This is a genomic window from Nitratireductor alexandrii (assembly GCF_004000215.1).
GTDB classification, from domain to species: Bacteria; Pseudomonadota; Alphaproteobacteria; order Rhizobiales; family Rhizobiaceae; genus Mangrovimarina; species Mangrovimarina alexandrii.
This window is the reverse complement of record NZ_RBVY01000004.1, coordinates 301,160-314,607: the sequence shown is the minus strand read 5'-3', so window position 1 is coordinate 314,607 and position 13,448 is coordinate 301,160. Positions and strand designations below refer to the sequence as shown.

Below are 13,448 nucleotides of genomic sequence, written 5' to 3'. Positions count from 1 at the left end.
TTTGAAACGACGGCTTGCGGAGAAGATGGCATGTTCATTGATCTGGATAATCGGGCTTATCTTGACATCATTCGACAGAAATTACGAATAATAAGCATGGATCGCATTCAACAGATGCAGGTGTTCATTCAAGTCGTGGAAAGCGGGAATTTCACTCGCGCGGCCGAAGCCCTTGGCATTCCGCGCTCGACCGTGTCCACCACGGTACAAATCCTGGAGGACAGACTCGGCGTCCAGCTTCTTCAACGCACCACCCGGGTGGTGCGGCCGACGCAGGAAGGACTGCAATTCGCCGACACCGCCCGCGATCTGGTGGATGCGGTTGCCCGGGCCGAAGGGCAATTCCGACTGCGGCCCGATGACATCTCGGGGCGTCTGCGCATCGATATGCCCAGCCGGATTGCTCGGCGACTGGTCATCCCGCATTTGCAGGGTTTTCGGGCTCGCTATCCAGGGGTTACGCTGGAGATCAGCGCCACCGACCGGATGATCGATCTGGTCTCGGAAGGGATCGACGCCGTGGTGCGCCTGGCCGTTCTGGAGGACAGCGAGCTGATCTGCCGCAAGATCGGCGACGTGCCAATGCTGACCTGCGCCGGGGCGGACTATCTGGCGCGGTATGGTACGCCGCAGACCCCTGCCGACCTCGCGGATCATCATCTTGTCAATTATGCACTGCGCATGCCCGCTGTCTCATCGGAATGGGATGGTCTCGAGGGCGGATGTGAGATCGCCATCGCCATGCAAAGCCACCTTTGTGTCGACAACGCGGAAAGCTACGTTGCCGGTGCGCTGCACGGGCACGGGCTGATCCAGGTTCCCGTCTATGACGTCGCCGACGACATCGCAGCGGGTCGGCTGGTCGAGGTATTGCCCGAGTACCGCCCCTCTGCTGTGCCGATTTCGATCCTCTATGCGCGCAGGCGTCATCTCGCCCCCAGGCTCAGGGCGTTCATGGATTGGCTCGAGGAGTTGCTGCAGGCAGAAGGGGTCGTCGCCAACGCGTGAAACGACCAGGGTCCGTCCCGAGGGCTCCGGACCGAGCTCATCCGAACCTTTGCTCAAAGGCCCCCGTGCTGATCTGCTGCCGGGTTCGCCGCCGAAACCTGCCAGATCGGCATCAGCCAAATCCGGTCGTTCCCAAGCTACAGTGGCGTGTGGTCGGCGGCCACTCCGACAAGACTATCCTACTTGGCTGGGCGTGCGCGAACCACCCTTAGCGGCCAAATCCGCTATCCAATTGAGATTTAGGGAGATAGATGGGAAATCTGTGCGCCAATCGGCGGTGAATGGCGGCGATTTGGGCAGACATTTCGACCTACAGGGTTCGCAAGGCCAAGGGCCGTCCGAGCTGATGCGAGGCCCCCGACTGGAGCGAAGCCCGAAGCGCGACAGCGCGAGATCAGATAATGGCGGAGGGAGTGGGATTCGAACCCACGGTGACATCGCTGCCACGCCGGTTTTCAAGACCGGTGCCTTAAACCGCTCGGCCATCCCTCCGGCCTCGGCCCGTTAATGCGCGATGCCGGCCTGGTTTGCAAGATTGGCGGTTTCGGCGCCGACCGTGCGGCGGCGCGCGCGGGCAGGGCGGACGGGCGGTGCGCCGCCAAACCGGTTGGCGCGCTACCGGCGGCGGCGAACAGCGCCCGCCCATATGTCGAAAAATGGGTCGGCGCGGTCACAAAATCGCCCCGTTCTCGCCACAAGGGGTTAAGAGCACGCTAAGCAGTTTTTTGGTACTGGTGGCGCTGTCGGTCGCGAGAGGGTTGTCCGATCGGTGTCGATCACGTACCGCAAGGGTGTTGCCGCGGTTTCGAATGACGGTTTCTGGGGACGGTTTTTCCATGTCATTGCACTTGCGCCGGCGTCTGCCGGCGTCCATCGCCCTGATCGGTGCGGCCGCGTTCGTGGCCTCGTGCGCCGGCGATCCCACGCCGAAGGCCTCGGTCGCCAGCGCCGGGTCGAAGGAATATTTTTCCGAAGCCGAATACGGTGTGAAGGCCAGCCCGAAAGTGTCGACCAAGCGCTCGGGGCTGAAGCGCGGCGGCGGCCGCGACCAGACCGGCAAGCCCTACAAGGTCAAGGGCAAGTGGTATTATCCCAAGGAAGATCCTGACTACGTCAAGGTCGGCGCGGCCTCCTGGTACGGCTCGGCCTTCCACGGCCGGCTCACCGCCAATGGCGAAGTCTACGACATGACCCATCTCACGGCCGCGCACCCGACCATGCCGCTGCCGAGCTATGCCCGCGTCACCAATTTGAAGAACGGCAGTTCCGTCGTCGTGCGCGTCAACGATCGCGGCCCGTTCGCGCGCGGCCGGGTCATCGATCTGTCGAAACGGGCGGCCGAGATGCTCGACTACACCCATTCGGGCGTGGCCAAGGTCAAGGTCGAATATGTCGGCCGCGCGCCCCTGCACGGCCAGGACGATCAATATTTGATGGCCTCCTACCGTCCTGGCGGCCAGGACGGCGGTCCGCAGGAAATCTCGCCCGGCGTGATGATCGCCATGAACGGTCCGACGCCGTCGGCGCCGGTCTCTGCCCTCGATGCGGCGACGCGGGCCGGCCCGTTGCGCGCCACGGTCGTCGACGGCGATCCGCTGCTGCCCGCGCTCGGTCCGTCCGTGCCGGAGCGCCCCTTGCCCGGCGGGCTCGCCGCCCCGGTGGCGGTCGCGGCCCTGTCTTATGCCGACCGGCGCGTGGCGCGTGCCGCCGGCGCGTTCGACACGCTGCTGGCCGGACAGGGGTCCGCGCCGGTCGCGCCCGCCGCGCGCAGCGGCAAGGCCGACCGGCTGGAGCGCCCGCAGGCCGGCGGCGCCTATATCGCGGTCGGCACGTTCGCCAGCCGCGAGGAGGCGCAGAGCGTGATCGCCGCGCTCGCCGCCCATGGCCGGCCCGAACTGATCGAGGACCGCAGCCAGGGCGCGCCCTGGTACACGGTCAATCTGCGCCCGGACGGCCGCGCCGGGCTCGACGCCATGCTGCGCCTGGCCTGGGCGGCGGGCGCGGAGCAGGCGCTGACGGTGCGCGACTGACGTTCGTCCGTTTGCCGATCGGCCCTTCCGGCCGGCGGCGCCCCGATCGGGGGGCTTGCGGTCGCGGGGCGCTTGCCGGCGCCAACCAAAACTCCATTCCAGCCGACCGCTTCCATTTGGCGATGAACGGTTCTAGGTTCGCCCGGGGCTTTCGGACGGTGCCCGCGCGCGCTTGACGCGGTACGGGGCGCGGCGCCGCGAGGACACGGGGTGTTGGCGTGACATATACGAAATTCCGGGCGGTCGTGACCGCCTTGATCGGCGTTTTGGCCGTGGCGATGGCGTTGTCGCCGCCCGCCTGGGCACAGCTTTTCGAAACCCGCGCCCAGTCCGCCTTCATGATCGACGCCGAGACCGGCACGATTTTGTTGTCCAAGGACCCCGATGCGCTGATCCCGCCGGCCTCGCTCGCCAAGCTGATGACCATGGAGGTGGTGTTCAACGCCGTCAAATCGGGGCGGCTGTCGCTCGACGACGAATTCCTGGTCTCCGAAAACGCCTGGAGGACGGGTGGCGCGCCGTCGGGCACCTCGACCATGTTCGCCGAGCTCAAATCCTCGATCCGGCTGGAAGATCTGATCCAGGGCGTCATCGTCCAGTCGGCGAACGATGGCTGCATCATCATCGCCGAGGGCATGGCCGGCTCGGAGGAGAATTTCGCCCAGCTGATGACCGAGCGGGCGCGCGCGATCGGGCTGGAGAAATCGGTGTTCAAGAACTCGACCGGCCTGCCGGCCGACGGCCAGGTGGTCACCGTGCGCGAACTGGCCCGGCTGGCGCTGCATATCTGGCGCGAATATCCGCAGTTTTATCGCTATTACGCGCAGCCCGACTTCACCTGGAACAACATCAAGCAGTCGAACCGCAATCCGCTGTTGAAGATGGATATCGGCGCCGACGGGCTGAAGACCGGCTACACCGAGGAATCGGGCTACGGCATCGTCGGCTCGGCCAAGCGCGGCAATCGGCGCCTGTTCGTCGCGCTCAGCGGCATGTCGAGCGCCAGCGTGCGCGCCGAGGAGGCGCGCAAGGTGCTGGACTGGGGCATGCGGGCGTTCGAAAAGCGCGAGATTTTCGGCGCCGGCGAGGTGGTCGGCGAGGCAAAGCTGTTCGGCGGCGCCAAGACCGGGGTGGCGCTCAAGGCCGACGGGCCGGTCTCGATCTTCATCCCGATCACCAATCGCGACCGCCTGATCGCGCGCATCGTCTACGAGGGGCCGGTCACCGCGCCGGTGTCGGCGGGCACGCCAGTCGGCGCGCTGAAAGTGTGGGTCGGCGAGACGCTCAGCCAGGAAACGCCGCTTTTCGCCGCCGAGGATGTCGATGTCGGGCCTCTGCACCGGCGCGCGCTCGACGCGATCGAGGAATTGCTGATCGGCTGGTTGCGCTGACGCGCCGGTCGCCGGCGTCGGCCCGTGGCATCGAAATCGCCGCGGCCGCTTTCATCTTGGCGGCTTTTCGGGCAAACCGGAACGATGCCGGGGCGCGGTCCCGTCGATCCGCGCCGCCGGCCGGTGGCGTCAAACGGTCGAAGATGAGATGAACCTGTCGCACAAACAGCTCGTCATCGTCACGCCGGTCTACGAAGACCGCGACGCGGCGGCGCGCCTGTTCGGCGAACTCTCGGCCCGCTTCGGTGCGGCGCTGTTCGTGATCGCCGTCGACGACGGCTCGGTCCGCCAGCCGCTCGACGTCGAAAGCCTGCGCGCGGCCGGGCTCGACGGGGTGGTTCTCAGGCTGCGGCGCAATGTCGGCCACCAGCAGGCAATCGCGATCGGGCTCGGCTACGCGGCCGATCATATCGGCCCCCAGCACGAGGTGGTGGTGATGGATTCCGACGGCGAGGACATGCCCGAGACCATCCCGCGCCTGCTCGACCGGCTGCGTGGCGGCGACGTCGACGTCGTGGTCGCGCAACGCGAAAAGCGGGTCGAAACGATCTGGTTCAAGGCGTTTTACGCCATCTACAAGCGGTTTTTCGGCCTGATGACGGGCCGCGCGATCTCGTTCGGCAATTTCATGGCGCTGAAGGCGCATGCTGTCCGCCGCCTGGTTTCCATGCAGGAATTGTCGGTCCATGTCGCCGGCACGGTGCTCGCGTCCAAGCTGCGCACGGGCTTGTGCGCGCTGCCGCGCGGGCCGCGTTATGCCGGGCATTCAAAGATGAATTTCGTCGGCCTGACGCTGCATGGTTTCAAGGGGCTGATGGTGTTTGCCGAGGACGTGCTGGTGCGCGTCGGCATCGCCTGCACGCTGACGGCGGCGCTGTCTGTCGTTGGCGCCATCGTGGCGGTGGGGCTCAAGCTCGCCGGCTTTTCCACGCCGGGCTGGTTTTCGGTCGCCCTCGGCATCCTGGTACTGATCTTCCTGCAGACCGGCGCGCTGGCGCTGATGACGCTGATGCTGACCGGCGTCGTGCGCGGCGGCACCATCGCCAGTTCGATCGCCTATCTGGCCTTTGTCGACGAGATCTTCGAAACCGGTCAAAAGGTCGAAACGCCGTGAGCGCGCGTTTTCGCGAAGTGCTGCGTTACGTCGTCAACGGGCTCGCGGCGACGCTCGTGCATTACGGTGCGCTAAGCTTCAACCTGGCCGTGCTGGACATCCCTTCGGCGGGGCTCGCCAATTTTCTCGCCGCCATCGTCGGCATTACCGCCTCTTTCCTCGGCAGCCGCTATTTCGTGTTCCGCAAGACCGAGGAGCCCATTCTGCGCCAGATGGTCAAATTTGGCGGGCTCTATGGTGCGATCGCGCTGCTGCACGGCCTCGTGCTTCTGGTGTGGACCGACTTTCTCGGTCACGATTTCCGCATCGGTTTCGTGATCGCGACCGCGATGCAGGTCAGCCTCAGCTATGCCGGCAACCGTTTTCTGGTGTTCGTGCGATGAAACTCGCCTATGCGGTCCTGCTGAGCCTCGTCTATGTGGTTCTGCTGCTTGGCTTTTACGCCGTCCATGTCCGTTTCCTGCCCGTCGATGTGGTGCTTTACAGCGCCGTGCAGGACGCGCTCGCCGCGCTGACGGTGCTGGTTGCGCTGGTCGTGGCGCTGCGGCGTTTTTTGCCCTTCACCGGCTTTGAGGCCCTGCTTCTCGTGGTTGTGTGGTTTTTGGGCGGTTACGCGTTCGCGATCTCGGTGCCGACCGTGCTCGACCGGTCGCTGTCCTTCTACATCCTGGAAAAGCTCGAGCAGCGCGGCGGCGGTATTCGCCGCGACGCGATCGGGCAGGTTTTTACCGAGGAATATCTGCCGGAATACCGGCTGGTCGACGTGCGCCTGACCGAGCAGCTCGAATCCGGCACCGTGGTGATCGAGGGCGGATGCGTGAAGCTGACCGCCCATGGCAAGAGGCTGGCCGCGGCCAGCCGGTTTTTCCGCAGCCATCTTCTGCCGCGCAAGCGGCTTCTGGCGGGCGCCTATACCGATGCGCTGATCGATCCGTTCAAGAACAGCCCCAAAGGCAGGATCGGCTACGAGTGCGGATAGGCGGCCGGCGCACCGGCTTTACCGCGCGGAGAGGCAGGCGGCGTCCAACAGCAACTGGCGCGGGCTCCGCGCGACCGCGCAGCGCGTCTCAAGCGGCTTGAAGAACGGTGTCTTGCCCGCCTCCAGAAACCGCAGCGCCGGCGCCACCGCCGGCACGCTCTCCTGCCAGCGGCGCAGCCGGTCGCGCTGGTGCCTTTCGCCCCGGTCGACGAGCACATAGTCGATGCCGCTGTCGCGCGCGAAGGCTGTGAAGGCGTCGGGCGTGACCTGATAAAGGGCAAGCACGGTCTGGGTAATGCGCCGATAAAGCAGGTCGTGATAGGTTTTTTTGTAGGGGATCATCAATTCGTACGCGGCGTAGACGCCGCGCGAGGAAAAGGCCGGCACGAGATCGAGCTCGCGCGAAAATCCGCCCACCAGCGTGTCCTTTGGCGTCTGGCGCAGATAGGCATGGATGGCGGGCGCCTTGGAAAAAAACATCGCACTGGTTGCCACCATCGCGACCGCCACGATCAGGCCCGGCGTGAACACGAGCGCCCGCGCCGCCTTCGACCAGCCATGACGCTGGAGCCGCCGTGCGCCGCCGATGACGGCGGCGGCCGCGAAAGGCAGGACGACGAGCACGAAGGCGGTCTTGACGGCGTTGTGGCCGTAACGGCTCGGCTCGTGCAGCCTGAATAGCAGCAGCAGGGCGAGACTGTGCAGGATGAGGCCGGCGGCGAGAACGGCCAGCGCGACGCCGGCCAGGCGCGGCGGCGGCTCCGGCAGGCCGAGCCGGCGCATCGGCCGCGCCGCGCGGCCGTTGGCGATCGCCCAGGCGAGGCCGAAAAAAAGCGCGAGCAGCAGGCCGGCGACGAGGCCCCGCCAGGGCGGGGCCAGCGTGCGAAAACAGAAGGTGGCGTAACCGTTGCGATTGCACCACAGGCCGAGCGCGCCGTCCGCCTCGAAAAAGGCGAGCCGCCCGCCGGGCGAGAAGATCGCGGCCTGCCGGGCTTGCTCGAGCGAAAAGGTCGGGCCGAGGGTTGCCAGTTCGCGCATGAACACCAGCCCGCCCGCAAGGGCGGCGATGCCACCGGCCGCAAGCGTGACCAGCGTCCTGCGATCGGTCGCAACGAAGGGAAAACCCGGTTTCAGACAAAGCAACGCCATCGCCAGGCCGCTGACGGCCACGGTGGCGGGATAGAGGCCGGTTCCGACGAACAGCGCCGCGGCGGTCAAGACCGGACGGCGGCGCAGAAAGGTCAGCAGCGACAGCGCGATGATGATCACGCCGAAGGTTTTCGGCAGCCCCACCGCCGCGGTCGGGCCGCCGAGCACGAGCGGGGCGATGGCGCCGACCAGGGCCGCGCCGCGCCGCGAGGGCCACAATTCGTAGGTCAGCAGATAGACCGAAAGCGAAAACAGCGCCCCGAGCGCGGCCATCATGACCAGCAGATGGACAAGCAGCGCGTCGGCGCCCAGCAGGGTGAACGGTCGGTAGAGCGCTTCATAGGCCCATGGCGTCAGCGTCCTGAACTGATCGGCGATCGCGTCGCCGGCAAACAATGACGGGTCGGCCTGCTGGCGCAGCCAGATCACGAAATGGCGGGCATCGTCCTGAACGATCAGCGGCCAGCGCGCGGCGCTCGCCGCCGCGATCGCCAGCCACACCAGCGCCCATCCCGACATCGCCAGCAGCGCGCCCGAAAGCGGGGTGCAGTCCGCGGGTGGCGCCAGCCGGTCATGCTGGGGCCGGGAGCGGTCCGGTTCGGCGCCCGGGGTGTTCAACGGCAATCCACCCTTCCAGATCGTCTCACGGGGCCGCTATGACACAGCCGCCCCGGGCGGACAATATTGGGTCCGCTCCGCTCGGGCGGCGATCGACGCGCATGCATGGATTTTGCCGGCGCGTGGCAGTAAGAAGGCGGCCGACAGCCGAAGAAAGGGCGGATCGGCCGTGCAGCGCGGATTGTTCATCACCTTCGAGGGCGGCGAGGGCGCCGGCAAATCGAGCCAGATCCGCATCCTGGCCGATACGCTGCGCGCACAGGGCTACGACGTGCTCGTCACGCGCGAACCCGGCGGCTCGCCGGGGGCCGAGGCGATCCGCCACGTGCTTTTGTCGGGAGGGGCGGAGCCGTTCGGACCGGCCATGGAGGCGATCCTGTTCGCCGCCGCGCGGTCGGATCATGTCGAGCAGGTGATCCGCCCAGCGCTCGAGCGCGGCACGATGGTGTTGTGCGACCGGTTCATGGATTCCTCGCGCGTCTACCAAGGCGTCACCGGCGAACTCGATCCCGGTTTCATGGCCGCGCTGGAACGCGTCACCGTCAACGAGACGATTCCCGACCTGACGCTGATTCTCGACATCGATCCGGTCGAGGGGCTCGATCGGGCCAATGCGCGCCGCGGGGAAGGGGAGGCCGACCGCTACGAAAAGGAAACGCTGGACATTCACCGGCGGCGGCGCGATGCATTTCGCGACATCGCCCGCAACGATCCCGAGCGCTGCAGGGTGGTCGACGCGTCCGCAAGCGAGGAGGAGGTCGCCGCGACCATTGCCGGTCACGTCGCCGATCTGCTCGAACGACACGAGATGGTGGCAGCCGAAAAATGAGCTTCGAACGCAGCGCCGTGCTCCAGCACGACACGCTCGACGACATTCCAGAGCCGGCGGAAAACCCGGCCCTGTTCGGTCACGAGGACATGGCCGCCCGCTTCGCCGCGGCGTATCGGGCCGGCAAGCTGCACCACGCGCTGGTGCTGGCCGGACCGCGCGGGATCGGCAAGGCGACGCTGGCGTTTCATCTCGCCTATCATCTGCTGCGTTATGCCGAGGCCGCCGATGCGCCCGACACCCTGGCCGCGCCGGATCCCGAAACGACGCTGTTCAAGCTGATCGCCAATGGCGGGCATCCCTCGATCCTGCATCTGACCCGCCCGGTCAACGAGCGCACCAAGGCATTCCGCACCGCGGTTACGGTGGAGGAGATCCGCAAGGTGCAGCGTTTCCTGTCCTTCACCGCCCACGACGGCGGCTATCGGGTGGTGATCATCGACCCGGCCGACGATATGAACCAGAACGCGGCCAACGCTCTGTTGAAGAACCTGGAAGAGCCGCCGGCGCGCACCCAGTTCATCCTGATTTCGCACGCTGCCGGGGGGCTCCTGCCGACCATCCGCTCGCGGTGCCAGATCGTGCGGTTGCAGCCGCTGGCCGAAAGCGCCTTCGGCCGTGCGCTGACGGGTCTCGGCATCGCGCCGCAGGACGCGGACGCGGCCAGGGCGCTCATGGAACGCGCCGGTGGCAGCGTGCGCGAGGCGATCCTGCTGACCCAATATGGCGGATTGGAAATCGCCGCGGCGATCGAGGAGATCGCCACCGGCGCAAGGTTCGACGTGGCCAAGACGTGGCGGCTTGCCGATGCGGCCGCCGCGCGCGACCAGACGATGGCCTTTTCGCTTTTCAACCGTCACGTTCTCGACCATGCCGCCGCGCTCGCGGTCGAGGCCGCCCGAACCGGCGCGCTGGCGCGGGCGGATGCGCTGTCGCAATTCTGGCAGGACGCCAACCGCGCCATTGTCGAGGCGGAGACCTACAATCTCGACAAGCGCCAGCATGTCGCCGGGCTGATGCGGGCCATGCACGCCGCACTCGGCGGCTGATCCGCCCAGCGGGCGGTCGCGCGGCCGATTGCAGGATGGCCATGACAGCCGCAATGCGCTATCCCACCGCCGTCACTTTCTTCGGACAGACTTTTCCATGGCCAACGACAATTTCTACCTGACAACGCCGATCTTCTACCCGAACGGCAAGCCGCATATCGGCCACGCCTATACGGTGATCGCCACCGACGCGCTGGCGCGTTTTCACCGGCTTGACGGCAAGGACGTGTTTTTCCTGACCGGTACCGACGAGCACGGGCTGAAAATGCAGCAGACGGCCGAAAAGGAAGGCGTTTCGGCGCAGGCGCTGGCCGACCGCAACTCGGATATTTTCCGCACCATGATCGCGGCGCTCGGCGGCTCCAACGACGATTTCATCCGCACCACGGAGGCACGCCACAAACAGGCCAGCCAGGCGATATGGCGGCGCATGGCCGACAATGGCGACATCTATCTCGACCGCTATACCGGCTGGTATTCGGTGCGCCAGGAGGCCTATTTCGACGAGAGCGAGACGACCGTCGGCGAGGACGGCGTGCGCCGCGAGCCGCTCGGCTCGCCGGTCGAGTGGAACGAGGAGGAAACCTATTTCTTCCGGCTGTCGGCCTACCAGGAACGGCTGCTTGCCCATTACGAGGCCAATCCCGACTTCATCGGCCCGGCCGAGCGCCGCAACGAGGTGATCAGCTTCGTCAAGTCGGGCCTGCGCGACCTGTCGGTGTCGCGCTCGACCTTCTCCTGGGGGGTGCCGGTGCCGGGCGACGAAAAACACGTCATGTATGTGTGGGTCGACGCGCTGACCAACTACATCACCGCCTGCGGCTTTCCCGACGAGAACGCATCGAAATGGCGCTACTGGCCGGCCGATGTGCACATTATCGGCAAGGACATCGTGCGTTTCCATGCCGTCTACTGGCCGGCCTTCCTGATGTCGGCGGGGATCGAATTGCCGAAGCGGGTCTATGCGCACGGCTTCTTGTTCAACAAGGGCGAGAAGATGTCCAAATCGGTCGGCAATGTCGTCGATCCGTTCGCGCTGATCGAGCATTACGGCCTCGACCAGGTGCGCTATTTCTTCCTGCGCGAGGTGCCGTTCGGTCAGGACGGCAGCTACAGCCACGACGCCATCGTCAATCGCTCGAATGCCGATCTGGCCAACGATCTCGGCAATCTGGCGCAGCGCTCGCTGTCGATGATCGCCAAGAATTGCGCGGGCAGGGTGCCCGACAAGGCCGCGCTGACGGAAGCGGATCAGGCGATCCTTGATCAGTGCGACGGCGCGCTCGTTGCCGCCCGCAAGGCGATTGCCGACCAGGCGATCCACAGCGCGCTCGCCTCGATCTTCGGCGTGGTGTCGGAGGCCAACCGCTATTTCGCCGGCCAGGAGCCCTGGGCGCTGAAAAAGACCGACCCGGAGCGCATGCAGACCGTGCTTTACGTGACGGCCGAGACGGTGCGCCGGGTGGCGATTCTGTGCCAGCCCTTCGTGCCGGATGCTGCGACCAAACTGCTCGACCTTCTGGCGGTCGACCCCGCGCACAGGCGCTTCGCCGATCTCGAGCGGGCGCTGGCGCCGGGCGATCCGCTGCCGCCGCCGGCGCCGGTGTTTCCGCGTTATGTCGAACAGGACCGCGCGGCGGCCGGCTGACAACGGAAACATCATGCTGGTCGACAGTCACTGCCATCTCGATTTTCCCGATTTCGCGCCTGAACGCGACCAGGTGGTCGCGCGCGCCCATGCGGCGGGCATCGGCCTGATGGTCACCATCTCGACGCGGGTCCGGCGTTTCGCCGAGGTCCTGGCGATCGCCGAGGCCTATGACAGCGTCTATTGCTCGGTCGGCACGCATCCGCACAATGCCGGCGAGGAGACGGACGTCGCCACCGAAGAATTGGTGCAATTGGCATCCCATCCCAAGGTGGTGGCGATCGGCGAGGCCGGGCTCGACTATTTTTACGACAAGGCGCCGCGCGCGGCCCAGGCCGTCGGTCTGCGCCGGCATATCGCCGCCGCCCGCCGGACCGGCCTGCCGCTGGTCATCCACGCCCGCGACGCCGATGCCGATATGGCCGCGATCCTGGAGGAGGAGACGGGCAAGGGGGCGTTCCCGTTCGTCTTGCACTGCTTTTCGTCCGGCAGGCAGCTTGCCGAAACCGGGATCGGGCTTGGCGGCTACGTGTCGTTTTCCGGCATTGTGGCGTTTCGCAAATCCGACGACTTGCGCGCGATCGCCGCCGATCTGCCGCACGACCGGATTTTGGTGGAAACCGACGCGCCCTATCTGGCGCCGCCGCCGCATCGCGGCAAGCGCAACGAGCCGGCCTTCGTCGCCCACACCGCGGCTGTGCTGGCCGACACGCTCGGCCTGACGCCCGACGACCTCGCCACCAGGACGACGGAGAATTTTTTCCGCTTGTTTTCCAAAGTCCCGCGTCCGCCCGGCCCGCGTTCATGAGCGCGGCGCCAGACCGTCTGCGGCTGACGATCCTCGGTTGCGGTTCCTCGCCTGGCACGCCGCGCATCACCGGCGACTGGGGCCGGTGCGATCCGGGCAATCCGCGCAACCGGCGCCTGCGCGCCGCCGCGCTGGTCGAGCGCATCCGCCCCGACGGCGCCACAACGCGCGTGGCGATCGACACGGGGCCGGATTTTCGCGAGCAGATGGTGCGCGCCAGCGTGCGCCGGCTTGACGCGGTGCTTTATACCCATGCGCATGCCGACCACATTCACGGGGTCGACGATCTGCGCGGCTTCGTGCTCGAACAGCGCCGGCTGATGGATATTTATGCCGACCGCCAGACGCTGGCGCGGCTGCGCGCAGCCTTCGGTTATTGTTTCGAGACGCCGGCCGGCAGTTCCTATCCGCCGATCCTGAACGCGCACGAGATCGACCATGACGACGCCGTGACGATCACGGGAGAGGGCGGTGCTCTGACCTTCACGCCGCTGCCGCAGATCCATGGCGAGATCGTCTCGCTCGGCTTTCGCGTCGGCGACGTCGCCTATTGCCCGGACGTAAGCGACTTTCCGCCCGACACGGTCGATCGGCTGTTCGATCTCGATCTGCTGGTCATCGACGCGTTGCAATACCGACCGCATCCCTCGCATCTGTCGCTGGAGGAGGCGCTCGGCTGGATCGGGCGCCTGGCCCCCAAAAAGGCGGTGCTGACCCATATGCATGTGCCGCTCGACTATGAGACGGTATTGAACGAAACGCCTGATCACGTCGTGCCGGGGCACGATGGGCTCGTACTTGAATTTTCGATTTAAAACCATTGAA

At 66.2% G+C, this 13,448-nt stretch carries 12 protein-coding genes and 1 tRNA gene; 11 read left to right on the top strand and 2 right to left on the bottom strand.

Translation table 11 applies throughout. The annotated features are described in order from the left end of the window. Positions 1–30 precede the first annotated feature (30 nt). Complete coding sequence (locus EP380_RS11050; RefSeq protein WP_238719826.1) at positions 31–1,008, top strand: LysR family transcriptional regulator; 978 nt, start codon at positions 31–33, stop codon at positions 1,006–1,008. 402 nt (positions 1,009–1,410) lie between these two features. On the opposite strand, the gene EP380_RS11045 is transcribed toward EP380_RS11050, so the two are convergent. Next, positions 1,411–1,500, bottom strand: a tRNA-Ser gene (locus EP380_RS11045). 344 nt (positions 1,501–1,844) lie between these two features. On the opposite strand from EP380_RS11045, the gene EP380_RS11040 reads away from it, so the two are divergent. The 5 genes from EP380_RS11040 (at position 1,845) to EP380_RS11020 (ending at position 6,522) form a co-directional block, all read left to right on the top strand. Continuing rightward, entirely contained in the window at positions 1,845–3,038 is a 1,194-nt protein-coding gene (locus EP380_RS11040; RefSeq protein WP_127598609.1) for a septal ring lytic transglycosylase RlpA family protein, read from the top strand. A 278-nt stretch (positions 3,039–3,316) separates the two neighbouring features. Beyond that, positions 3,317–4,429 carry a D-alanyl-D-alanine carboxypeptidase family protein gene (locus EP380_RS11035; protein WP_106569935.1) on the top strand — a complete coding sequence of 371 codons (1,113 nt, stop codon included), beginning with the start codon at positions 3,317–3,319 and terminating at the stop codon, positions 4,427–4,429. Positions 4,430–4,577: 148 nt separating this feature from the next. Continuing rightward, positions 4,578–5,543, top strand: a complete 966-nt coding sequence (locus EP380_RS11030) for a glycosyltransferase (protein ID WP_106569344.1) — start codon at positions 4,578–4,580, stop codon at positions 5,541–5,543. Further along, on the top strand, positions 5,540–5,926 hold the full coding sequence (locus EP380_RS11025) for a GtrA family protein (RefSeq protein WP_106569345.1): 387 nt from the start codon (positions 5,540–5,542) through the stop codon (positions 5,924–5,926). Before EP380_RS11030 ends, EP380_RS11025 begins: the two co-directional genes overlap by 4 nt. Then, the gene (locus tag EP380_RS11020; RefSeq protein ID WP_127598607.1) at positions 5,923–6,522 is read left to right on the top strand and encodes a hypothetical protein; all 600 of its coding nucleotides are present in this window, start codon (positions 5,923–5,925) and stop codon (positions 6,520–6,522) included. The genes EP380_RS11025 and EP380_RS11020 overlap by 4 nt, the downstream gene beginning before the upstream one ends. An 18-nt stretch (positions 6,523–6,540) precedes the next feature. Here EP380_RS11020 and EP380_RS11015 read toward each other — a convergent pair whose 3' ends face one another. Beyond that, positions 6,541–8,295, bottom strand: coding sequence for a hypothetical protein (locus EP380_RS11015; RefSeq protein WP_127598605.1), 1,755 nt, complete (start codon positions 8,293–8,295; stop codon positions 6,541–6,543). Between the two features lie 163 nt (positions 8,296–8,458). Here EP380_RS11015 and tmk point away from each other — a divergent pair, with 163 nt between their 5' ends. The 5 genes from tmk (at position 8,459) to EP380_RS10990 (ending at position 13,438) form a co-directional block, all read left to right on the top strand. Next, the gene (gene tmk / locus EP380_RS11010; protein ID WP_106569348.1) at positions 8,459–9,118 is read left to right on the top strand and encodes a dTMP kinase; all 660 of its coding nucleotides are present in this window, start codon (positions 8,459–8,461) and stop codon (positions 9,116–9,118) included. After that, positions 9,115–10,167, top strand: coding sequence for a DNA polymerase III subunit delta' (locus tag EP380_RS11005; RefSeq protein WP_127598603.1), 1,053 nt, complete (start codon positions 9,115–9,117; stop codon positions 10,165–10,167). Before tmk ends, EP380_RS11005 begins: the two co-directional genes overlap by 4 nt. 97 nt (positions 10,168–10,264) lie before the next feature. Continuing rightward, the gene (metG, locus tag EP380_RS11000) at positions 10,265–11,815 is read left to right on the top strand and encodes a methionine--tRNA ligase (RefSeq protein WP_127598601.1); all 1,551 of its coding nucleotides are present in this window, start codon (positions 10,265–10,267) and stop codon (positions 11,813–11,815) included. A 13-nt stretch (positions 11,816–11,828) separates the two neighbouring features. Next, positions 11,829–12,623 (top strand): TatD family hydrolase, encoded by a 795-nt coding sequence (locus EP380_RS10995; RefSeq protein ID WP_127598599.1) that lies wholly within the window; start codon positions 11,829–11,831, stop codon positions 12,621–12,623. Then, positions 12,620–13,438, top strand: coding sequence for an MBL fold metallo-hydrolase (locus EP380_RS10990; protein WP_106569351.1), 819 nt, complete (start codon positions 12,620–12,622; stop codon positions 13,436–13,438). Before EP380_RS10995 ends, EP380_RS10990 begins: the two co-directional genes overlap by 4 nt. The last annotated feature ends 10 nt before the right edge of the window (positions 13,439–13,448 follow it).

Coding starts and splice junctions, on each gene's coding strand:
- EP380_RS11030 (WP_106569344.1), top strand. CDS start 4,578: ATGAACCTGTCGCACAAACAGCTCGTCATCGTCACGCCGGTCTACGAA.
- EP380_RS11020 (WP_127598607.1), top strand. CDS start 5,923: ATGAAACTCGCCTATGCGGTCCTGCTGAGCCTCGTCTATGTGGTTCTG.
- EP380_RS11035 (WP_106569935.1), top strand. CDS start 3,317: ATGGCGTTGTCGCCGCCCGCCTGGGCACAGCTTTTCGAAACCCGCGCC.
- EP380_RS11005 (WP_127598603.1), top strand. CDS start 9,115: ATGAGCTTCGAACGCAGCGCCGTGCTCCAGCACGACACGCTCGACGAC.
- EP380_RS10990 (WP_106569351.1), top strand. CDS start 12,620: ATGAGCGCGGCGCCAGACCGTCTGCGGCTGACGATCCTCGGTTGCGGT.
- EP380_RS11040 (WP_127598609.1), top strand. CDS start 1,845: ATGTCATTGCACTTGCGCCGGCGTCTGCCGGCGTCCATCGCCCTGATC.
- EP380_RS10995 (WP_127598599.1), top strand. CDS start 11,829: ATGCTGGTCGACAGTCACTGCCATCTCGATTTTCCCGATTTCGCGCCT.
- EP380_RS11050 (WP_238719826.1), top strand. CDS start 31: ATGTTCATTGATCTGGATAATCGGGCTTATCTTGACATCATTCGACAG.
- metG (WP_127598601.1), top strand. CDS start 10,265: ATGGCCAACGACAATTTCTACCTGACAACGCCGATCTTCTACCCGAAC.